The sequence below is a fragment of the Shewanella sp. ULN5 genome, from assembly GCF_030731885.1.
GTDB lineage: Bacteria > Pseudomonadota > Gammaproteobacteria > Enterobacterales > Shewanellaceae > Shewanella > Shewanella holmiensis.
This window is the reverse complement of sequence record NZ_JAPJEE010000027.1, coordinates 1-22,361: the sequence shown is the minus strand read 5'-3', so window position 1 is coordinate 22,361 and position 22,361 is coordinate 1. Positions and strand designations below refer to the sequence as shown.

General features: G+C 43.0%; 22 protein-coding genes. 11 read left to right on the top strand and 11 right to left on the bottom strand.

Annotated elements, in window-relative coordinates; genetic code table 11:
- Position 1: 1 nt before the first annotated feature.
- Positions 2 to 1,420: an adenosylmethionine--8-amino-7-oxononanoate transaminase gene (bioA, locus tag ORI98_RS17695; protein WP_306136092.1), complete on the bottom strand. Its 1,419-nt coding sequence runs from the start codon at positions 1,418 to 1,420 to the stop codon at positions 2 to 4.
- A 98-nt stretch (positions 1,421 to 1,518) separates the two neighbouring features.
- Here bioA and bioB point away from each other — a divergent pair, with 98 nt between their 5' ends.
- The 4 genes from bioB to bioD all read left to right on the top strand — a co-directional run bounded on the left by bioB (position 1,519) and on the right by bioD (position 5,344).
- The gene (gene bioB / locus ORI98_RS17690; protein WP_261296932.1) at positions 1,519 to 2,571 is read left to right on the top strand and encodes a biotin synthase BioB; all 1,053 of its coding nucleotides are present in this window, start codon (positions 1,519 to 1,521) and stop codon (positions 2,569 to 2,571) included.
- A gap of 109 nt (positions 2,572 to 2,680) precedes the next feature.
- Positions 2,681 to 3,832, top strand: a complete 1,152-nt coding sequence (locus ORI98_RS17685; protein WP_306136091.1) for an 8-amino-7-oxononanoate synthase — start codon at positions 2,681 to 2,683, stop codon at positions 3,830 to 3,832.
- Positions 3,833 to 4,597, top strand: coding sequence for a methyltransferase domain-containing protein (locus tag ORI98_RS17680; RefSeq protein WP_306136090.1), 765 nt, complete (start codon positions 3,833 to 3,835; stop codon positions 4,595 to 4,597).
- Positions 4,598 to 4,648: 51 nt separating this feature from the next.
- Complete coding sequence (bioD, locus tag ORI98_RS17675; RefSeq protein WP_261296952.1) at positions 4,649 to 5,344, top strand: dethiobiotin synthase; 696 nt, start codon at positions 4,649 to 4,651, stop codon at positions 5,342 to 5,344.
- Between the two features lie 307 nt (positions 5,345 to 5,651).
- Here bioD and xthA read toward each other — a convergent pair whose 3' ends face one another.
- From xthA to ORI98_RS17660, 3 genes are all read right to left on the bottom strand, one after another.
- A complete protein-coding gene (gene xthA / locus ORI98_RS17670) occupies positions 5,652 to 6,461 on the bottom strand; it encodes an exodeoxyribonuclease III (RefSeq protein WP_306136089.1) in 810 nt (269 codons plus the stop codon).
- The gene (locus ORI98_RS17665; RefSeq protein ID WP_306136088.1) at positions 6,461 to 6,760 is read right to left on the bottom strand and encodes a YciI family protein; all 300 of its coding nucleotides are present in this window, start codon (positions 6,758 to 6,760) and stop codon (positions 6,461 to 6,463) included. The genes xthA and ORI98_RS17665 overlap by 1 nt, the downstream gene beginning before the upstream one ends.
- 84 nt (positions 6,761 to 6,844) lie before the next feature.
- A complete protein-coding gene (locus ORI98_RS17660; protein WP_261296927.1) occupies positions 6,845 to 7,390 on the bottom strand; it encodes a septation protein A in 546 nt (181 codons plus the stop codon).
- Between the two features lie 328 nt (positions 7,391 to 7,718).
- On the opposite strand from ORI98_RS17660, the gene ORI98_RS17655 reads away from it, so the two are divergent.
- On the top strand, positions 7,719 to 8,954 hold the full coding sequence (locus ORI98_RS17655) for an OmpP1/FadL family transporter (RefSeq protein ID WP_261296926.1): 1,236 nt from the start codon (positions 7,719 to 7,721) through the stop codon (positions 8,952 to 8,954).
- 61 nt (positions 8,955 to 9,015) lie between these two features.
- Here ORI98_RS17655 and ORI98_RS17650 read toward each other — a convergent pair whose 3' ends face one another.
- From ORI98_RS17650 to ORI98_RS17620, 7 genes are all read right to left on the bottom strand, one after another.
- Positions 9,016 to 9,936, bottom strand: a complete 921-nt coding sequence (locus tag ORI98_RS17650; RefSeq protein ID WP_306136087.1) for a hypothetical protein — start codon at positions 9,934 to 9,936, stop codon at positions 9,016 to 9,018.
- Positions 9,937 to 10,036: 100 nt separating this feature from the next.
- Entirely contained in the window at positions 10,037 to 10,846 is an 810-nt protein-coding gene (trpA, locus tag ORI98_RS17645) for a tryptophan synthase subunit alpha (protein WP_261296924.1), read from the bottom strand.
- A complete protein-coding gene (gene trpB / locus ORI98_RS17640; protein ID WP_261296923.1) occupies positions 10,839 to 12,044 on the bottom strand; it encodes a tryptophan synthase subunit beta in 1,206 nt (401 codons plus the stop codon). Before trpB ends, trpA begins: the two co-directional genes overlap by 8 nt.
- A gap of 144 nt (positions 12,045 to 12,188) precedes the next feature.
- Positions 12,189 to 13,601, bottom strand: coding sequence for a bifunctional indole-3-glycerol-phosphate synthase TrpC/phosphoribosylanthranilate isomerase TrpF (gene trpCF / locus ORI98_RS17635; protein ID WP_306136086.1), 1,413 nt, complete (start codon positions 13,599 to 13,601; stop codon positions 12,189 to 12,191).
- Positions 13,602 to 13,608: 7 nt separating this feature from the next.
- Entirely contained in the window at positions 13,609 to 14,661 is a 1,053-nt protein-coding gene (gene trpD / locus ORI98_RS17630; protein WP_306136085.1) for an anthranilate phosphoribosyltransferase, read from the bottom strand.
- Positions 14,661 to 15,263, bottom strand: a complete 603-nt coding sequence (locus ORI98_RS17625; RefSeq protein ID WP_306136100.1) for an aminodeoxychorismate/anthranilate synthase component II — start codon at positions 15,261 to 15,263, stop codon at positions 14,661 to 14,663. Before ORI98_RS17625 ends, trpD begins: the two co-directional genes overlap by 1 nt.
- Positions 15,264 to 15,292: 29 nt before the next feature.
- Complete coding sequence (locus tag ORI98_RS17620) at positions 15,293 to 16,855, bottom strand: anthranilate synthase component 1 (protein ID WP_306136084.1); 1,563 nt, start codon at positions 16,853 to 16,855, stop codon at positions 15,293 to 15,295.
- A 446-nt stretch (positions 16,856 to 17,301) separates the two neighbouring features.
- On the opposite strand from ORI98_RS17620, the gene ORI98_RS17615 reads away from it, so the two are divergent.
- The 6 genes from ORI98_RS17615 to ORI98_RS17590 all read left to right on the top strand — a co-directional run bounded on the left by ORI98_RS17615 (position 17,302) and on the right by ORI98_RS17590 (position 21,653).
- On the top strand, positions 17,302 to 18,159 hold the full coding sequence (locus ORI98_RS17615; RefSeq protein ID WP_261296919.1) for a PHP domain-containing protein: 858 nt from the start codon (positions 17,302 to 17,304) through the stop codon (positions 18,157 to 18,159).
- Positions 18,159 to 18,779, top strand: a complete 621-nt coding sequence (locus ORI98_RS17610) for an L-threonylcarbamoyladenylate synthase (RefSeq protein ID WP_261296918.1) — start codon at positions 18,159 to 18,161, stop codon at positions 18,777 to 18,779. Before ORI98_RS17615 ends, ORI98_RS17610 begins: the two co-directional genes overlap by 1 nt.
- A gap of 122 nt (positions 18,780 to 18,901) precedes the next feature.
- Entirely contained in the window at positions 18,902 to 19,690 is a 789-nt protein-coding gene (locus ORI98_RS17605) for a ScpA family protein (RefSeq protein ID WP_188842998.1), read from the top strand.
- Between the two features lie 22 nt (positions 19,691 to 19,712).
- A complete protein-coding gene (gene scpB, locus ORI98_RS17600; protein WP_306136082.1) occupies positions 19,713 to 20,324 on the top strand; it encodes an SMC-Scp complex subunit ScpB in 612 nt (203 codons plus the stop codon).
- 5 nt (positions 20,325 to 20,329) lie between these two features.
- Complete coding sequence (rluB, locus tag ORI98_RS17595; RefSeq protein ID WP_261296916.1) at positions 20,330 to 21,202, top strand: 23S rRNA pseudouridine(2605) synthase RluB; 873 nt, start codon at positions 20,330 to 20,332, stop codon at positions 21,200 to 21,202.
- A gap of 121 nt (positions 21,203 to 21,323) precedes the next feature.
- Positions 21,324 to 21,653: a hypothetical protein gene (locus ORI98_RS17590; protein ID WP_261296915.1), complete on the top strand. Its 330-nt coding sequence runs from the start codon at positions 21,324 to 21,326 to the stop codon at positions 21,651 to 21,653.
- Positions 21,654 to 22,361: the final 708 nt, after the last annotated feature.

The following is a 22,361-nucleotide window of genomic DNA, read 5'->3' as shown; positions in this document are numbered from 1 at the left end:
TTCAGCCATGGCTAATAAACTCAGAATTTGATTGTGTTTGCGGCGCTGAGATGCTGGCGGCAACAACTTTCATCGCCCTGGTAAGTTGACTCAGCTCAGCGGTGCTAATGATGTAAGGCGGCATAATATAAATTAAATTACTGAAAGGTCTAATCCAAACGCCTTGCGCGATAAAAGCTTGTTGTAATTTAGCGGTATTGACAGTGTGATGCATTTCAATCACCCCAACACCACCTAATACTCGGACATCTTTTACCTGTTCATATTCAATAGCCTCGGCAAGTTCTGCTTTCATTTGCATATCAATTTTGGCGATTTGAGCTGGCCATAGCTGTTGATTGATTAACTTTAAACTGGCATTTGCCGCTGCGCAGGCGAGGGGATTGGCCATAAACGTTGGGCCGTGCATAAACACGCCTGCTGGCGAGTCACTTATGCCTTTAGCAACTTCATCGCTGCACATAGTGGCGGCAAGGCTGATGTATCCACCTGTTAAGGCTTTGCCTAGGCACAGTAAATCGGGCTGAATATTGGCATGCTCATAGGCAAATAACTTTCCGGTTCGGCCAAAGCCTGTGGCTATTTCATCTAAAATAAGTAAGACATCATAGTCATCACACAATTGACGCAGTTTGCTTAAATATGCTGGTGAATAAAAGCGCATACCGCCAGCACCTTGCATTATGGGTTCGATAATCACTGCGGCGACATCTTGATGATGGCTTGCAAAAGCCTGGGTTAGGGCATCTAAATCAGCTTTAGCGAGCGTGTTGTTAGCATTGTCTGCACTTGGCTGTAATGCACTAAACCCAAATGATGTTAGCGGGGCTGGAATAAATACTTGCTTGGTGACGTTATCGCCAAACATAGTATGCATGCCGCCATCGGGATCGCATACGCTCATGGCGGCAAAGGTATCGCCATGATATCCGCGTTTCACCGTCATGATTTTTTGTTTTGTAGGTTGATGACGGCCTTGCCAGTATTGCAGTGCCATTTTGATCGCCACTTCGACGGCAATTGAGCCTGAATCGGCTAAAAACACTTTCGTGAGTGTAGGGCAAGTCATATCAACCAGTGCTTTACTGAGATCAATGGCGGGTTTGTGGGTAATACCGCCAAACATCACATGGCTGAGTTGATGCAGTTGTTGTTGCATAGCCGCGACAATATCTGGATGACCGTAGCCATGAACACATGCCCACCATGAACTGGTGCCATCAATCATTTTTCGGCCATCATCAAGTGTTAACTCACACCCTTTTCCAGATACCACTCCCTGTGCAGCAATGGGATGAGTCATTGATGTGTAGGGATGCCAAATATGCTGACGATCAAAAGCGTAGTCAATTGCGGGATCCGTTTCTGAAGAACTGCCCGGTGAAGAAACGGCAGCTTGTGAAGAATTTAGGTCGCTCATAAAATAACCATTAGTAAAGTTTGTGGTGTGCACTGCGTTGACAGTTTACGGGCTACAGGTATCCTAGCCAACATAAAATCAAAATAAAGGAATGATCCATGTCGTTAGCTGAAGTTCGCCATGATTGGCAAAAAGCAGAAATTGAAGCGCTATTTGCACTGCCAATGAATGATTTACTGTTTAAAGCCCATAGTATTCATCGTGAAAGCTTTGATCCTAACGAAGTGCAGATCAGCCGTTTATTGTCGATTAAGACCGGTGCTTGCCCCGAAGATTGTAAATATTGTCCTCAAAGTGCCCGTTATGACACTGGCCTTGAAAAAGAACGTTTATTAGAAATCGAAAAAGTGATCACTGAGGCTAAAAGCGCCAAAGCGGCAGGAGCTTCGCGTTTTTGTATGGGTGCCGCATGGCGTAATCCCCGTGACCGTGATATGCCTTACTTAACCCAAATGGTTAAAGACGTGAGAGCGTTGGGCATGGAAACTTGCATGACGTTAGGCATGTTATCTAAAGAACAATCTGATCAATTAGCCGAAGCTGGCTTAGATTACTACAACCACAATTTAGACACATCACCTGAGTATTATGGTGATGTTATTACCACGCGAACCTATCAAAATCGCATTGATACCTTAACAAACGTGCGGGCATCTGGCATGAAGGTCTGTTCAGGTGGGATTGTGGGAATGGGTGAGCAGGCGTCTGATCGCGCAGGTCTATTACAGCAGTTAGCTAATTTAGCCCAACACCCTGACTCAGTGCCAATTAATATGTTGGTTAAAGTAGCAGGCACACCTTTTGAAAAAATTGATGATTTAGATCCATTAGAGTTTGTCCGCACCATTGCTGTTGCACGTATTATCATGCCGAAATCTCGAGTCCGTTTATCTGCAGGCCGTGAAAACATGAGCGATGAACTACAGTCGATGTGTTTCTTTGCTGGTGCAAATTCAATTTTTTATGGCTGTAAATTGTTGACAACGCCGAACCCTGAAGAAAACGATGATATGAGTTTATTCAAGCGTTTAGGATTACATCCTGAGCAAGGTCCTGTCGCCAATATTGATCAAGACAGTGAAATAGTGGCCAAAGCCAGCGCCCAAAAAGACAAGGCGACTAAACAGTTTTATGATGCTGCAGCGCTGTAAACGTTGAGCCGAATAGAGCAGGTATGGCGGGTAATCGCATGGCTGTTATGTTGCGATGGCATTCAGTTGCCATTGCATTGAGTTAAAATTATCATAAATTGGCATCACAATGGCGCATCCGCTTACTGATAAAATCACCCAACAATTAGCCCAGCAGCAGGCCACTGGCTTATTGCGTCAGCGAAAATTGTTAGGCTTTGGTACAGATACCAATGTTATTAATGTGGATTTTAGCCACAATGATTATCTTGGCTTAGCTTCATCAGTTGAATTAGCCCAAGCACTTTATCAAGGCGCATTAACCTATGGGGTTGGCAGTAAAGCATCGCCTCTGGTCAGTGGTTATGGCGCAGCGCATCAGCTGCTGGAACAAAAATTATGTGACATCACCGGCCATCAAGCCTGCATGTTGTTTTGTTCGGGTTTTAGTGCCAACAGTGCACTGATGAAAACCTTATTTACCAGTACTGATGTGGTGATAGCCGATAAACTAGTGCATGCCTCAATTATTGATGGCATTGTTGATAGCGGCGCTAAATTGGTTCGTTACCTTCATAATGATATAGACAGTGCAGCCCACCTTTTAGCCAAACACCCAAACAATGTACTGATCACCGAAAGTGTGTTCAGTATGGATGGCGATAGCGCGCCTATCAAAGCATTAAGTGCGCTTTGTCAGCAACATAACAGCTGGTTGATTGTTGATGATGCCCATGGTTTTGGCGTGGTTGACTTACATGGTTGTGCCGCTATTACCGCCAAACAAGCTGATATTCAAGTGGTGACTTTTGGCAAAGCCTTAGGCTGCCAAGGTGCAGCAATTTTGGCTAGTCAGGATATCATTGATTTTTTAGTGGCGAATGCTCGTCACTATATCTATTCGACCGCTTTGTCCCCAGCGAATGCGTATCTGGCATTTTCTGCAATTGAATTTATCGAGAAATCCCCCCATTTACCGTCTCAGCTTAATGGTAATATCGCCTTGTTCAGACGCTTATCAACCGAAGCGGGCATTAAGTTGACGGCCTCGCAGACGGCGATTCAGCCGATTATTATTGGGGATAATTCCTTGACTATGGCGGTGGCTGAATCACTGGCTCTAAAAGGCTTTAAGGTTGGCGCGATACGATCACCCACAGTGCCTGCTGGTCGAGCAAGACTGCGTATTACGCTAAATGCTCAACATAGTCCAGCACAGATAACCCAACTTGTTGCCCAGCTTGCTTTGTTGTTAACAGACCTGTCCATTGAGAATCAATAGATGTTAGATAAATCGGTTGCCGATACCTTTTCCCATGCGGCCAGTTTTTATAAACAACATGATGTGCTACAGCGGATCACAGCCAAAGCATTACAGGATAATGCCACATTAACTGGCCATCTGGCCGATATTGGTTGCGGTCCCGGCACTTGTTTTAAGCATTTTCCAGAGGTCTCAAACGTCACCGCAATCGACATTGCAGCGGGCATGTTAGAACAGGTGAAGTTGAATTACCCTCAGTACGCAATCCTTAATTGTGACGCGCAATCCCTTACGCTCAGAGGCAATAGTGTCGACAGTGTTTACTCAAATCTTGCGCTGCAATGGTGTGAAGATTTCCCAAAAGCCGTGAATGAAATTGAGCGAGTGTTAGTTGATAACGGTTTTTGCCATCTCGCCATCGTGGCCGATGGCAGTTTACCTGAGCTACAAACATTAGGATTTAGAACCAACCAATTTGCCAGCATGCCCAGCTTGTTAAGTGCTTTTGGTGTTAAAGATGCATCGATACCTTCGTGCAACAGCAGTTGGAGGGTTTTGCAGGCAAAAGTTGAAAAAGTGACTGTGTATTTTGATGATTTACGCAGTTTATTGTATTCAATTAAAGGCGTTGGTGCATCTGCGGGGCAGGTCGGCAATCAATCACGGGCGATGTTATCAAAATCTGCTTGGCAAGAGCGGGTGTTATTAGCACAAGGACTTGCCAGCGAAAAGGGCATTCCTTTGACTTACCATATTGCTTATATCCACGCGCAAAAGCGTTAACGTTCAATAATGATGGGTGTTTTACATCTTCTTTAAAGTAGGCAAAAGATGATTTACTTTGTGACGGGTACTGATACCGATAGCGGTAAAACGTTAATTTCTTCAGCGTTACTGTATTTAGCTCAAGGCAATAAGTGTGGCTTTAAACCCATTGCATCGGGCTGTGAGTTAACGCCAGATGGATTGAGAAATGCCGATGCGCAAGCTTTGATGGCACAGTCGAACATGGGTTTAAGCTATCAACAGGTTAACCCTATTGCATTTGAACCTGCCATAGCACCGCATATCGCCGCTCAGCATACTGCAAGGGTATTAGATGCTAAAGAGGTTGTGGCACACCTGTTGTCTACGCCTATGCTAACGGCTGATTTTGCGTTAATTGAAGGCGCAGGAGGCTGGCGATTACCTTTAGGCCATAATCAATATTTGTCGGACAGTGTTAAGCAGCTTGATGCTTATGTACAACACAATCATGCTGAACGAATCGGTGTTATTTTAGTGGTAGGCATGAAGCTAGGGTGTTTGAATCATGCGTTATTGACGTTACAAGCCATTGAAGCCGATGGCTTACACCTTGTGGGTTGGGTCGCTAATCAGGTGGATGCCAACATGAGTGAAATAGCCGCCAATTTGGCAAGTTTACAGCAAATGATGACCGCGCCTTATTTAGGTTATGTGCCTTATTTATCTCAGCCTAGCGCAGAGCGCGCCGCGACTTATTTGGCCCTTGATGCCATTAGCCTGTAGGCAAATACCAGTGGTAACTACATATTCTTAGCTTGAAAGAACAAATGCATATCAACCAGCCCTTTGCACCGCTAACGGTGTTGAGTTTACTTGCAATCTAGCTATTGATACGCAAATTTGCTTTGTTATCTGGGCAAAGTTCAAGTTTGAACTTAACTGATGGAATATTTTAATTTTAAATATTTTTATTCATCTCTTAATCTGAGTTGAGGTCAAATATAAAAAAGGCTTAATCAGATTTGATTAAGCCTTTAAACATCGCCAGAGCAAAGATTCTTGTCTGTTTTGTTGCTGAGTATTATTAGCTTTAAGCTTTAAACGTGCTCCAAATTGGCGCATGATCTGACGGTTTTTCAATGCCGCGTAACGCATAATCGACATCAGACTCGACCACATTGGCCGCTAAAGATGTCGTTGCTAAAATTACATCAATGCGTAGACCGCGATTGTCATCAAAGCCCTTGCTACGGTAATCAAACCACGAATATCGTTCTGTACGCGTAGGATGTAATTGACGGAAACTGTCAACAAACCCCCAATCTAGCAAGGTTTTTAGCCATTCACGTTCTTCAGGTTGAAAACTACACTTACCCGTTTTTAACCAACGCTTGGCATTGGGCTCACCAATTCCTATGTCTATATCTAGTGGTGAGATATTAATGTCACCAATAACAGCGATATCTTCATCAGGCGTATGATGGTTATTTAAATGGGTCATTAAATCTTGATAAAACTTACGCTTAGCAGGATATTTTGTTTCATGATGAATACTTTCGCCCTGGGGGAAGTAGCCATTAATGACGGTCAATACCCGGCCATTGTCTTGCATAAATTGACCAATGATTAATCGGCGCTGCGCGTCTTCAGCATCACTATCAAAGCCTTTTAATACCTTTAACGGTTCGGCTTTAGACAACATAGCTACGCCATAATGGGCCTTACCACCATGGTAGTGAACCTTGTATCCCATGGCTTCAACATCAGCTACTGGAAACGCTTCATCATGAACTTTGGTTTCTTGTAAACCAATGATATCAGGCTGGTGACTGTCAATTAATGCTTGTAATTGATGTAGGCGAGCACGCAGGCCATTGATATTAAATGAGACTATCTTCATTACGGTAGTACACGCTTAAAAGGTTTTACGATAACGCTTTTATATACGCCAGCCGCAATATATGGGTCGACATCGGCCCATGCTTGTGCTTCTTCTAATGAGGCGAAATCGGCAACCACTAATGAACCGGTAAATCCAGCTTCTCCTGGATTTTCGTTATCAATTGCAGGATGTGGTCCGGCAGTTAATAAACGGCCTTCATCGGCTAAAGCCTGCAATCGAGCAAGGTGATCTGCGCGCACTGATAAGCGTTTTTCTAAACTGTTTTCAACATCTTGAGAAGAAATCATATACCACATAGTCAAGGCTCCATTTGTTTTATAAGGTCGATGTAAAGTAAATAATTATATAAATCGGGTTAAAAAATTTTACCCATTCTGCCATTACGGCTGGGTTTCTTCGGGTGGTTTTTCCATGTGTTTAAAGAGATAAACAACGGTTAACACGGTATTGATTAGGGTCAGTGCTGTTAAACCAAATACCTTAAAGTTAACCCAAGTTTCTAGTGGTAGGCTAAAAGCAACGTATATATTTACAACGCCGCAGATGATAAAAAAGGCGACCCAATACCAGGTGACGTGTGCCCAGATGGTATCTTTTACCTGGATCTCTTTGCCAAGCATACTTTTAAGGGCTGGTTTGCCCATGAGTTGACTTACCGCTAAACCCACAGCAAATAGGCCATAGACGATGGTGACTTTCCACTTAATAAATGCATCATCATGAAAAAACAGGGTTAATGCACCAAATACGGTCACCATAGCAAAGGTAATTAAATGCATTTTTTCGATGTGTTTATACAGTAAATAGGTAACGACAAGTTGAACGGCGGTAGCGGCAATTAAGGCGCCGGTTGCGGTATAAATATCGGCAAATTTATACACGGCAAAAAAAATGATTAAAGGTAAAAAATCAAGCAGTTGTTTCATGTTAGTTCACATTCACTGTTGGTATTAAGGCCCATTAGCCTTATCAAAATAAGGCGTGAGTGTAGCATGTATCCGCGCGTATCGAGAACCCTTGACATGCTGAAAAACGTGCTTGATAGATTAACAATGATTCATTGCCCAACTTTTAGTAATAGCGTGTTGTCGTTTGAAAATGCATTCGTTGGTTGATGGAAAACCAATAGCATTTGGGCTGCGTGTTCTTTAATTAGCTGTATTTATTCTGATAATTCCATATGGAATAACGGATATCCTAAAAACACGATTTCGATATGACATGATGTCAACATTATCCTGTAGGAGTGACATCATGAAATTACGTCTTTTATGCTTATCGCCATTAGCATTGTTAGTTTGCTTACCTGTTAGCGCCAGTGGGTTATTTTTGCAAGAGGCTGTGTATGCTAACCAGGGCACTGCTGGGGCTGGAGATGGCGTGTATACCGGTTCTGCTGCATCAATTTGGGTTAACCCTGCGGTGATGTCGATTATGAACGGCAATCAAACGACGGTTAACGGGGTAATTTTAGATTTAGGGGTTGATTATTATGATCAAGATAACCCTTATGACCGCAACGGAAAAAGCCAAGACTATATCGGTTCAGCTGCCATGTTTCATGTGCAGCAGTTAACCGATGACTTACATTTAGGATTAGCGGTGGCGACGGCTGGAGGCTCAGGATTAGATTACAGTGCCAATTGGGCGGGTGATTTACAACTGGAAAATATCAATTTACTCACTTTACAATTTAACCCTTCGTTAAGTTATAAGCTAAATGATCAATGGTCCGTTGCCGTTGGCGCGCAAATTAATTTTGCTTCAATGGACGCGCGGATGGTGAAAAGCGATCTTGCAAGTGAAACTGATTGGGCTTTGGGTTATAACGCGGGTGTTGTTTATCAAGCTTCTGAGCAGTTAACCCTTGGCTTGAGTTATCGTTCTAAAATAGAACATGATTTTAACGGCAATATAGACTCAGATATCGGCGCGAAGTTACCGACTGATGGCACACTAATCACCCTAGACAGATACCAAATGGACACTTCTTTGGTGGCGATTGCCGATTTTAGTGCACGCTACAAAATTAATGCTCAGTGGGCGGTTATGTCGACTATCCAATGGCATCAATGGAGTGATTGGGACAGTAGTCCAATCTTGTTTGATGGCACGGTTAACGGTAATCGCAAGACCGTTGATTTAACACAAACTCGCGATTGGGATGATGTTTGGCATTACGGGATTGGCGCAGAATATGCGATTAATCCTAATTGGACATTGAAAGCGGGTGTGTCTTATGAAACCTCACCTCAAGAAGACGCAAGTAAGCAAACGCCAGATATCCCAGTAGGTAGTCAGTTACGTTATTCGGTTGGGGCGAGTACCATGATCGGTCAGACAAAATTGGATATGTTCTATGAGTTTGCTGATTTAGGTAAAGTAGACATTAGCCAAGATGGCTTAGGGCTGGGATTAGCCAATGATTATCTGCTTAATGGTTATTTTGAAGGGCGCATGCATTTTGTTGGTTTTGCGCTAACATTTTAATTTCGCCTAATGAAAAGGCGCCAATGTTTTTTGGATCCTTTTTCATATTCAGTTTTTCGAATTAATTTTGGCGTGTTGATTGTGGCATTTTTTCTAATGCGGTTAACCACAAATGAGATTCTTTTAATAGTTCTGCACTTTTGGGGGACAATAAAGGGTTAGACATTTCAAATTCTATCCGTTTGTTCAGTTGTGCTTTTTCAATCACCCCTGCCGTAATGGGGTGGTTTTGAAATAACTTATCAAAACTGCCATCATTTATGGCAAGGCGTAAACCAAACTCAATTCGTTCTGCCAGATGTTTATTTTGCTTATGGACGAAAAAATAAATAGGCGAGGCGTAACGCAACAAGAGGTGTTGTTCTAAGGCAATATCATCGCTACGTGCAAGTTCATCCCAGGGTTCATGAATCGCGCGGGGAAAGTAATCAAACCTTTCTTGGGATAGCATGGCCAATAAATTACTGGCAGAGCCTGAAACTACTTTAAAACCATTTCGTTCTAATATTTCAGTATCTGGCCAATCCACACCTTGGCCTATAATGATTTTTTTAAAGGCATTTAAAGAGTTCACTTGGTCAAACTTGGCTTGCTCACCTTGACGAATAATGCCAATTCGATAACCCATAAGGCCTTTTAATAATGGAATATATATCGCTTGTAGTTGATTTTCTCTTTCTATCGATGTCATGGTCCACACAATATCAAGATGTTGTTTGGACTCCACTAACTTAATTGTTCGTCCTTGTGGCATTTCAATTTCCACAGGCGTCATTTTATAAGGGCCAAACTTGGGTTCACTTTTTTGCATGGCCATTTCAAGCAGCGAAATATAATAGGCTTGTTTGGGGTCAACAAATTGCGCTGATAAGTTATACCTGACTTCTGTCATTGGAGCAGGGGCATTATTTGCTTGAGCAAAAAAGCTCAGTGGTATGAAAAATGTGATCAACAATATGTAATATATACGGTTTATTTCCATGGCATCCTGTCCAATAAGAGTTTGTAGCAGCTAGTATAGCAGCATAACAAAATGGAGCCGCGATGGGCTCCATTATCATTGATGACTCTACTGACTACAATTACAACGCGGTAGCGGCTTTCATGTCGGCAGTGAACGCAGCCAGTTTGGCTAGCAGTGTGGTTTCATCATGTTGATGTGCTTCAATAATTTTGACGACTGCAGAACCTGAAATGGCTCCAGCAGCACCCGATTTTATCGCTTCACGTACTTGTGATGGCTCGGCAATACCAAAGCCTAATAATGGTGGCGGGGCGTTAAACTCAGCCAGTTGTGCCAAAATTTGCTCGACAGGTGTGCCTGCTTTCGATTCGGTTCCCGTTACCCCAGCGCGTGATAATAAATAGGTATAACCCGCACCCGATTCACTGACCTGTTTTAACGTTTGTGTGCTTGCATTGGGCGGCGCAATAAATATAGGGGCTATGCCATGTGCTTTAGCGGCTTGGCTAAATGGCGCAGACTCTTCTACTGGCACATCGGCAATTAATACCGAGTCCACTCCCGCAGCTTGTGCTTTGGCATAAAAGTGGTCAATACCATTAGCAAAAACCAGGTTAGCGTAAAGTAACAGACCAATAGGCAGTTCAGGGTAAAGTGCGCGTATTTGGGATATCAATTCAAAACAATCGTCTGGTGTGGTACCTGCTGCTAATGCGCGTAAATTCGCACCTTGGATCACTGGTCCATCAGCTAATGGGTCTGAAAACGGAAAGCCAAGCTCTAGGGCATCTGCACCATTTTCTACCAAGGTTTTAATGATGTTAAAAGACACCTCTAAACCAGGATCTCCTATGGTAACAAAGGGCACAAATGCACCTTGTTGTTTTGCTTTTAATGCGCCAAACGCCGCCTGATATCGATTACTCATTGCCGCTCTCCTGTGCTTTGGCTGCTAAAATGTCTGAAACGGTGAAAATATCTTTATCGCCTCGGCCGGATAAATTAACCACTAAGATAGTCTCTTTAGTTGCTTCTTTGGCCATCTTTACTGCATATGCCAGTGCATGAGCAGATTCAAGTGCCGGAATAATGCCTTCTGTACGGGCCAGTAATTGGAACATGTCTAATGCTTCATCATCAGTAGCCGACTCGTAACGTGCACGGCCAATGGCATTTAAATGAGCATGCTGTGGACCAACAGATGGAAAATCTAAACCCGCAGAAACAGAGTAAGACTCTTCAATTTGGCCATGGCTGTCTTGCATTAATGGCGCCTTCATACCGAAGAATATGCCCGTTTTACCGTGTTTAAGCGGTGCACCGTGCATTGGTGTGTCAATACCTTTACCTGCTGGCTCAACACCAATTAACTCAACTGAAGGTTCATCAATAAAATCAGCAAACATCCCAATGGCGTTTGAACCACCACCCACACAGGCAATAACCGCATCAGGCAAACGGCCTTCTTTTTCTAAAATTTGTTTTTTGGTTTCTTCGCCAATAATGCGTTGAAACTCCCGTACTATTGTCGGAAAAGGATGCGGGCCCGCAGCCGTACCCAGTAAATAGTGCGCCTTGTCATAACTGCCAGACCAATCGCGCATCGCCTCATTACAGGCATCTTTTAGTGTGGAAGAACCAGAGGTAACCGGGATGACTTCTGCGCCCATGAGTTTCATTCTGAACACGTTTGGCGATTGACGTTCGACGTCTTTCGCGCCCATGTAAACTTTACATTTAAGGCCTAATAATGCACAGGCAAGCGCGGTAGCCACGCCATGTTGCCCTGCGCCTGTTTCAGCGATAATCTCTTTTTTACCCATGCGTTTAGCAAGTAATGCTTGCCCTAACACTTGGTTGGTTTTGTGTGCGCCGCCATGAAGTAAATCTTCCCTTTTAAGGTAAATTTTCACCATTGGGTTAGGACTTAAATTCCGGGTCAGCGTTAATGCCGTTGGACGGCCGGCGTAGTTTTTCAGTAAGTCGGTAAATTCGGCTTGAAATTCGGGGTCAGCTTGCGCTTCAACAAAAGCGGTTTCGAGCTGTTTTAATGCGGGCACCAAAATTTGAGGGACGTACATTCCGCCATATTCGCCGAAATAAGGGTTCAGCTTTAACTTATCCATAATATTGTCCTATTGTTCAATCGATTTAGCACTTTGACTAAGTCAGCGATTCTAGTGAAATTTTATTCTGGACTCAGCCGATTGGGGCTAAGTCTTCAATTTGTTTAGTTAGTACAGTGTGTTGAACTGGGTACTCGTTTTGTATTAATCACGTCTTAGCTCGGTAAATACCTGCGCCACTAACGCGTGGTCTTTTATGCCTGGGCTGGACTCAACACCTGAGTTGAAATCTAAGCCGTAAAACCCCTGTTGCGAGGCCGCATAGGCATTATTGGCTGATAATCCGCCGGCAAGCATGGCTTGCGATTTATGCTCAATTTCCAGCTGCCAATTAAACGATTGGCCGGTACCACCAAATTGGGCCTGGGTTTTACTGTCATATAAATATCTATCTGCGCCTTTGGGTGCTGGTGATATTTGTTGTGTTTGACTATCAATTGCAACGGCTTTCCATATCTGACAAGGCAGATTTAATGCTGCAAGTTGCTGAGCTAATTCAGCTATTTCAAGTTCTGTTTCATCGCCATGTAACTGCACTGCATGCAGTGTTAATGCTTGAACTGCGGTAATAATATCTTGGGTGTTGGCATTAACAAACACGCCCACCAAGTTCAGGCTTATGTGTAGTGATTGCATCTGCGAGACTAATGCTTTTGCTTGTTCAAGCGTGACATTACGTGGTGATTTTGGGTAGAAAATTAACCCGCCAAACACTCCACCTGACTCAGCAACAGCTTGAATGTCTTCAATTTGGGTTAAGCCGCACACTTTATGATTGCCGAATACTAACTGACGGCAAGCTAAATCGATATCATCTTGCGCCATAATTGAGCTACCAACAAGATAACCATCAACCAAAGGATTGAGACGTTGAATTTGCTGATGATGATAAATACCGGATTCGCTGATCACCACTCGGTCGGCTGGAATATGCGGTGCTAATAACTCGGTTGTGGCTAAATCAGTTGATAGATCACGTAAGTTACGGTTGTTGATACCAATAATTGGCGCATTTAGATCAATCGCTCGTTGCAATTCTGCTTCGTTACTGACTTCGGTTAAGGTATCTAGCTGGTATTTAGCGGCTTCAGCGGCCAATAAACGATATTGCGCATCGTCTAATACCGACAACATTAGCAATACCGCATCGGCGCCCTGATGAGCAGCTAATTTAACCTGATAAACATCAACAAAGAAGTCTTTACATAATATTGGTTGGGTCACTCGAGCCCGTACTTGTGGAATGTAATCCATGTCGCCCTGAAAAAACTGCTCATCAGTCAATACCGAAATACCGGCAGCATATTTTGTATAAATGTCTGCAATGGCTTCAACATCAAATAATGGGCGGATTAATCCTTTAGACGGGCTGGCCTTTTTACATTCAAAAATATATTGCGCATTAGGCTGTTTTAAAGCATCGAATAAACTGCGGTCAGATATTTTAGGTTGTAAACTTACCTCAGGAAAACGCAGTTTTAATGCGGCAATATGGGCAACTTTAGTATCGACAATACGGGTCAATACATTACTTATCGGTTGAATTTGTTGACTCATTCTATCGTTACCCTTGTGTTGACGCTTGACTGGTGGCGGCAAGTTCAGTTAATACATTTATCGCTTTGCCACTGGCTAAGGTAGCTAAAGCCAGCTGAGTTCCCGCTTGCACAGAATCGGCTACGCCGCTGACATATAATGCACATCCGGCGTTAATCGCAACAGCATCACGTTGTGCGGCTTCGCCTTGTCCTTTTAAAATAGCTTGAGTAATTAGGGCATTTTCGCTTGGCTCTCCGCCCGTGAGTAAACTGATATCTGCACGCGCCACGCCTAATTCTTCAGGGGTGAGGGAATAGAATCGAATATCACCATTATTGAGTTCAGCCACCTGAGTCTCGCCGTGTAAAGCCACCTCATCTAAACCGCTGCCGTGAACCACCATTGCTCGTTTTACGCCTAAAGCATTGAGCACATTCACAATAGGAGCTAATAAAGTGGGTGTATAAACACCCAGTAGCATAAATTCAGGCTTAGCAGGATTAATGAGTGGCCCCAAAATATTGAAAATGGTACGAGTTTTAAGGGCTTGGCGAACCGGAACAGCATGGCGAACCCCTGCATGATAATGCGGAGCAAACAAAAAACATAAACCGAGTTTATCGATGGCAGCACTGGACTCTTCAGGCGTCATGGTTAGCCCAATTCCGCAATGTGCGAGTAAGTCAGAAGAACCTGATTTGCTTGAGACGCCACGGTTACCGTGTTTAGCTACTTTAGCACCAGCCGCGGCCGCAACAAAAGCCGCTGTAGTTGAAATGTTTATGGTATTAAAGCCATCACCACCGGTACCGACAATATCGACCACTCCAGTACTAATAGACTGTTGGCTGCGAGCAAAAGGCTTGGCGGCCTGACGTAATGCATCAGCGGCGCCGGTGATTTCATCAATGGTTTCACCGCGCATTTTCAATGCGACTAACATGCCTGCCATGGCAATTGGATCCATTTCACCAGCCACTATATTGGCAAATAAGCTTGCACTTTGTTCACGCGTTAATGCATTACCTTGATATAAGGTATCTAATAAGGTTTGAGTTGAAACTGCTGATGTTGACATTATCGGCCTCCTTGAGCGATTGAGGGCGTTGTTAAATAGGTCAGCGTTTGGGTGAGCAGCTGACTTCCCAAGGTGGTAAGAATGGATTCTGGATGAAACTGAAAGCCCACCGCTTTATGTGCATCATGCAAAATAGCCATTGGCATTTCATCGGTTGTGGCGATTATATCAAGGCAATCTGGCACCTTTGTTGCCACTAAGCTGTGGTAACGCGCCACGGGTAAAGGCGAAGGTAAATTTGCAAATACGCCTTTGCCGCTATGAATGGTCGGGCTGGCTTTGCCATGTACTACAAATGGTGCTCGTTCTACTTTGCCACCATAATATTCCACCATGGCTTGGTGTCCCAAACAAATGCCTAACATGGGGACTTTTCCTGCCACTTTACCAATCAACTCCATCATGCAACCGGCTTCATGCGGTGCACCTGGGCCTGGAGACAACACGAGTGCGGCATGCTGGGTTTCGCTCAACAACTTTTCAGCTAAATAGTCAGCGCTAACATCATTACGGTAAATCAATACTTCAAAACCCAAGCTTCTAAATTGATCCACCAGGTTGTAGGTAAAAGAGTCAAAATTATCCAGCAAATATAATTTCATTTTGGTCGTTGATGGCGTAACTGAAGCGCTCATAGTCCGCCTCCTAATTTAATTGCGGTGATCACAGCTTGTGCTTTTTGGCGGGTTTCATCGGCCTCTGCTTGTGGGTCTGAATCGAATACCACACCTGCGCCAGCTTGAATGTGGGCGACATCGTTTTTGACAAAAGCAGAGCGGATAACAATGCAGGTGTCCATATCACCTAGACCATTTAAGTAACCGACAGCGCCGCCATAACTGCCTCGGCGCGCTTGTTCTGCCTCACGAACCAGTTGTGAGGCCCTAACCTTAGGTGCGCCTACAAGTGTGCCCATGTTCATACAGGCTTGGTAAGCATGTAAGGCATCTAAATCGTTACGAAGTTGACCTGTCACACGGCTCACTAAGTGCATCACGTGTGAATAACGATCCACTTTTAATAATTCTGCGACTTTACGGCTCCCGCTTTGGCTAATGCGAGCAATGTCGTTACGGGCTAAGTCAACTAACATTAAATGTTCAGACAACTCTTTTTTATCTAAACGCAGTTCTAATTCAATGCGGCTGTCTAAATCAAAATCAATTTGTCCGTCTGAAGTTTTACCGCGCTTACGAGTACCCGCAATCGGATAGACTTCTACCTGGTTATTTGCCGCTTCATATTTAAGTGCTGACTCAGGTGATGCGCCAAATAAAGTAAAATCAGGGCCACGAAAGTAAAACATATATGGGCTAGGATTGGTTTTACGTAGCGCACGATAAGCCCCAAGTGTGTTGGGGCAGGGCAAACTAAAACTGCGTGAAGGTACTACTTGGAAAATATCACCAGCAACGATGTGTTCTTTTAAGTCGACCACGGTTTTTTTGTATTGGTCATCACTGATGTTAACCGTTTCGTCAGCAATAATGGGCACTAACGCTTTGGCGGCTTTGATGGACTGGCACTGAGCTATTAACTGTTGGCGCTGCACCGTTAGCAAGTCAGAAATGCTTGGGTCCTGACTGAATTGCTGGCTGATGATATCGGCTTTTTGCAATTTGTGGTCAATTAAAATTAGGGTTTCAGCTAAGTAGAATAAGTAATCAGGACATTCATTACTGGCATTGGGGACTGGCGGTAATGGCTCTACCGTATCGATTAGGTCATACGCTAAAACACCACCAAGGAATAAGTCTTCAAATTGTGGTTGTTCATCCGTTTGAATGTATTTAACTAAGGCTCGTAAACCGTCTAATGGTGAGGTCGATTTTAAGCGGGCATCTTCATCTTGTAAGCTGGTAGCTTTTGCTAAAACAATCGTTAATGAGTCTTGGCTTAAGGTGTTTTTACTCGAAAATTGCTCAGTAAAGAAAATATCTATTGGTGCAAGTAAGCTTTGACCATTGGCACTTAAGGCGCTGAAGGTTAACTGGTAACCATCACATTGAATCATTAATGCACCGTGGGTTAGCACTATGCTTTTTAAATGATCCTTACTGTCAATTTCAGCTGATTCCAATAACATGGTATGCGGTGCATTGTGGGTGACATGTTCATACAGGCTTAAAGGATCTGCATGATAGGTTAACGGCTGTTTTACCGTACTCACTTGGGCGATTTGTTTTGCTGTCATATTACTGCCTTCGTTTAATGCTTTGTCGATTGCTTTGCCGAGTCATTGATAAAACACTGAGTCGATAATCACATCAAAAATAGTTATTTAACCTCTGAGCGTGGGCCAAATAACAAGAAAGCCCACATCTCTGCGGGCTTTCTTGTAAAATCTTGTCTCTTAAAATGAGCGCAACGCTTCACACAACCCGTTAATTTGGGAAGTGCCACCACCAAGTAATGTTTTGAGAAGCAATAATGTGTGTCATGCGTATCAATCTAAGTTTGTTTTCGTGCCTATAGGAAACCTTAGCTGGTGTTTAATGTCAATTGAATATTGCTCATTATGCTAATAAATGAGCAATTATTTGGCTTTGTTGAAGCTTTGTTGGTCTATCTTGCTCTTATCTCGAGATTTATTTACATAATCACAAAGCTTTTAGTTGGAGTATCAAGTACAATAAGCGCATGAATACTGAATCTATCTTGGCTGATTTACATAGCCACACAACCGCATCAGATGGCATGTTATCCCCATCAGATTTAGTGGCTCGCGCGCTGGAAAAAGGCGTGCAAATGTTATCGATAACCGATCATGATACGGTTGATGGCTTAGCTGAAGCTCACTTCTTTAATCGTCAACAGTCTGAACCATTAATCCTCATTGATGGCACTGAAATCTCTACCCGTTGGAACAACTTTGATATCCACATAGTGGGGCTGAATATTGATAAAAATCAGCCTGAGCTTTTGGCTTTTCTATCATCTCAACGTGAGTTACGTGAAGTGCGAGCACAAGAAATTGGCGTTCGGTTAGCTAAAGCCGGTATTGATGGTGCCTACCAAGGGGCCAAAGCAATAGCGGGTGATGCAGCCTTAAGCCGTGGACATTATGCCAGATGGTTAGCCGACAATGGTTATGCCAGTGACATGCCCAGTGTGTTTAAGCGCTATTTAGCCCGGGGAAAAACGGGTTATGTTCCCAATAATTGGGGCGATATGGCCAATGCAATAAATGTGATCCATCAAGCAGGCGGTTTAGCCGTTTTAGCGCATCCTAGTGGTTACAAATTGTCAGCAAAGTGGCTTAAAAAATTGGTTAAAGATTTTGCTGAGGCGGGTGGTGACGCCATGGAAGTGGTGCTTGGGCAGCAAACCATTGATGACAGAAATAACTTACTTGCATTATGCCACCAACACCAGTTAATGGGATCGTTGGGAAGTGATTTTCACTTTATAAGCAATTGGATAGAATTAGGTAAAAATTTATATCAACCCCAAGGTGTGACTTGGGTTTGGCAATCAGAATCTTGGATGGAACGGTAATGAGCCAATTTTTTTATATACATGAAGACAACCCACAAGCCAGATTGATTAATCAAGTTGTGGAAATATTAAAACAGGGTGGGGTTATCGTATACCCAACCGACTCAGGCTATGCACTGGGTTGTATGATTGGCGATAAAAATGCAATGACACGTATGGTTCGCATTCGCCAAATTGATAATGATCAAAACTTTTCGCTGATGTGTCGTGATTTATCTGAGCTAGCTAATTTTGCTAAAGTCGATAATCAGGCTTACCGTTTGCTAAAAAGCTGTACCCCAGGCCCTTACACATTCATTTTTAAAGCCAGTAAAGAAGTGCCACGCCGTTTGCAGTGTGAGAAAAAACGCACTATTGGTATTCGTGTTCCGGATAATTTGATTTTACAAGCATTATTAGAAGCCTTGGGTGAGCCTTTAATGTCGACCAGTTTAGTGATGCCAAATGAAGAGCATGCTGAGTCTGATCCAGAGCATATTCGCGATATTCTTGAGCATCAAGTTGAAGGCATTGTATTAGGTGGTTATTTGCCTGAAAAACAAACCACGGTTATCGATATGTCTGATGATGAAATGAAAATCCTACGCTACGGTGCTGGTGATACATCAGCGTTTGAATAGTAACTATCCCGTTTAAAGATAATGGTATAAACCTTGTGTATTAATGCGTATAATCGCGCGCTGAGTTTTAGCTTGCCGATTTTTAGGTGGTTATAAACATATTCAATTGAAAACGGAGCGGTATGCAGGGTCATCAACAAAGCCTTCCATTAGCCATCGTTCGCGGGCAAGCGTTAGAGACTATGCCCATTGATTTGTTTATTCCGCCCGAAGCGCTAGAGGTATTCTTAGAGTCGTTTGAAGGGCCGTTAGATTTACTTTTATATTTAATCCGTAAACAAAAGTTGGATGTAGTTGATTTACCCATTCAGCAAATATCTCAACAATATTTACTTTATATTGAAGTATTAACTGAGGCGCGGATTGAATTAGCTGCTGACTATTTAGTGATGGCAGCAACCTTAGCGGAAATCAAATCACGCTTATTGTTACCTAAAATGGTCACTGAAGATAACGTGGAAGAAGATCCAAGGGTCATGCTTATTAGGCAGTTAAAAGCTTATGAAGTGATAAAGCAAGCGGCATACGATTTAGATGAGTTACCTCGACTAGAGCGGGATGTGTTTCAAGTCAGTGCTGCGAGAGCACCAAGTATTAAACCTATTATTGTTCCACCTGATGTGACCTTGTTTGAACTAGCAAGGGCATTTGGTGAGGTACTTAAACGCATTGATGCCAATGAAGATCATCATGTAAAACGAGAGCAGCTTTCTACTCGTGAGCGCATGAGCCAAATTTTAGCTAAACTATCCAGTAGTGATTACCTGCAATTTGAGCAGTTATTTGATTTTGAAGAAGGCCGTGCTGGTGTAGTCGTGAGTTTTTTGGCGTTAATGGAACTTGTCAAAGAGTTATTAGTTGACGTGGTTCAAAATGAACCTTTTGCGACTATATACATTAAAGCAAAGTGATCTTAAAGAAGCGTACATAACCATGCCGACACCAATAAACCCGACTCAATTGAAACAGTTAATCGAAGCCAGTTTATTTGTTTTAGCAAAACCTATGACCATCAAAGCGCTAAAAGAAACCGTATTAGCCGACTTTAGTGTGTCACGGATGAAAATAAAATCCGCTGTGGAAGAATTACAGCAAGAATACCAAGAGCGTGGTGTTCAATTAGTGAAAGTCGCTGGTGGATATCGCTTTCAAACTCAAGAAATACTTAGCCCTTTTTTACAGCCGTTATGGCAAGAAAAAGCCCCTAAATATTCTCGTGCAACCATGGAAACCTTAGCCGTGATTGCCTATCGTCAACCTGTAACTCGGGGCGATATTGAACAAGTAAGAGGTGTGGCGATCAGCAGTCACATCATAAAAAGCTTAGCTGATAGACATTGGATAAAAGTGGTTGGACACAAAGAAGTGCCGGGCAGACCTGCACTGTATGCAACCACCACTGAATTTTTATCTTATTTTGGCTTAAACAAATTAGCTGATTTACCAGAGCTAAATGATATTGAGTCACTTCAAGCGATGTTTGAAATTGCCCAAAAGGCACCACAAGATGTGGATTCAAGCTCGCAAGAACAAACTAAAGAGTAATACTAATGAGTGAAAAGTTGCAGAAAGTCTTGGCCCGTGCAGGCCATGGCTCCCGTCGTGAGATGGAGGCATGGATTGCTGCAGGCCGAGTTAGTATTGATGGTGAAATTGCGAATTTAGGCGATCGGGTTGAAGCGGACGTTAAAGTACGTATCGATGGTCGCGCAATTTCATTAAAGTCAGCGGATGAAGTGATATGTCGTGTGTTGGCATACCATAAACCTGAAGGCGAGATTTGCTCTCGTAAAGATCCTGAAGGTCGTCCAACGGTTTTCCAACGCTTACCCAATATGCGTGATTCACGTTGGGTTGCAGTGGGGCGTTTAGACATTAACACCTCTGGTTTATTGTTGTTCACCTCAGATGGTGAATTAGCAAACCGTTTGATGCACCCATCAAATGAAGTAGACCGTGAATATGCGGTACGTACTTTCGGTGAAGTGCCTGAAGCTGCTGTACATCGTTTACGTAATGGCGTCACCCTAGAAGATGGCCCAGCGCAGTTTGACAGTATCAAACCTGCTGGTGGTGAAGGGATTAACCAATGGTGGCATGTTACCTTGCGTGAAGGCCGTAATCGTGAAGTTAGACGTTTATGGGAATCACAAGAAGTACAGGTTAGCCGATTAATCCGTATTCGTTACGGTATGGTTGAGTTACCCAAATCATTACCACGCGGTGGTTGGTTAGAGTTGCCATTAGACCAAGTGAATTATTTGCGTCAAGTGGCTGGTTTAGAGCCTGAAACTCGCTCTTTACTGGGCAATGACAAGCACAGTGTTGCGCGTTCTAAAGTGAAAAGTGCCAAGATCCGCCGTGCCGTTCGCAAAACTAAAGTGAGTGGCGGTAAAGCTAAGCCATCACGTCAGCGTAGTTAATCATTAACTATTACTGATAAAATAAAAATGCCGCTTCAGCGGCATTTTTTATATTTGCGTTTTAACCTTGAAGCATCTACTTTTGAATAGGTGAATTTATACTTGAATTAGGGAGTTAAATATGAAAATTTTTATTGCTGCTGTAATGAGTGTGATGCTATTTGCCTGTGCTTCAAGCCCCACTTGGGAAGGCATGTCAGAAGATGATATTGCACAGTGGAAGGCCAACGGCTTTGATGCTCGTTCTGCCCAAGTTTGGCATCGAGGTGGTTTCAATGCGGCGCAATCTAAAGCATGGGGGGAAGCTAAGTTTGATGTCGATTCGGCAAAAGATTGGTCAGAAGAGAAGTTTTCTGTTGATGAAGCGGCAAATTGGACACAATCCGGATTTGAATTAGATGATGCTGTTGAACAAAGAAGTAAAGGCTTAACACCGGTTAAAGCAAAGTAACATTATGTTGTAATTTGTATGAGACAATGTGCCGTCAGTAATGAAAATGTAAGCCAGATTAGGTGATGCGTTACTTAGGCAACCAAACTTGATTCATTCTGTTTAAAAACAGCCTATGTGGCTGTTTTTTTTATGAGTGTTTATGGTGATGATTAAAGCCTTCCTATCTCATAGCCTTTTCTGGCTATTTTATAGCCTGGTAAAAATCAGTTGTGTTAATGTTGTCCATTTTATCGTTTTGCATTGATTGTCGCGTCGACAGAATTGAATGTTTGGCGATGAAAATGATTTGCTTGCCGAATTTAAAATAATAAAAATGGTTATTTAGAGCGAATATTAAGAAGCCGTTAACTTCAGTATCTTTTCACTGTAAATATTTTAAATATGAAGGTTTTCTAAAGCATCTTTATTGTGTCTCCCCATCTGAGGATAAGTGTTTACAACGTTTTTTGATTGAGGATGAATAAAAAAAACTCGCTTTGATGTTTTTTGAACCACTTGAATCGCTTAAGTTAAATTAATAGTTGCACGGTTTAAAAAAAACAGTAAAGTGTGCATCACGTTCAGCGGGGCAGCTCAAGTTGCTAAGTTGACAATAGATTCTACGAGTTGAAATTCAATTCGTCACAGTTTTGCCCGAGTGGTGGAATCGGTAGACACAAGGGATTTAAAATCCCTCGCTGAATAAGCGTGCCAGTTCAAGTCTGG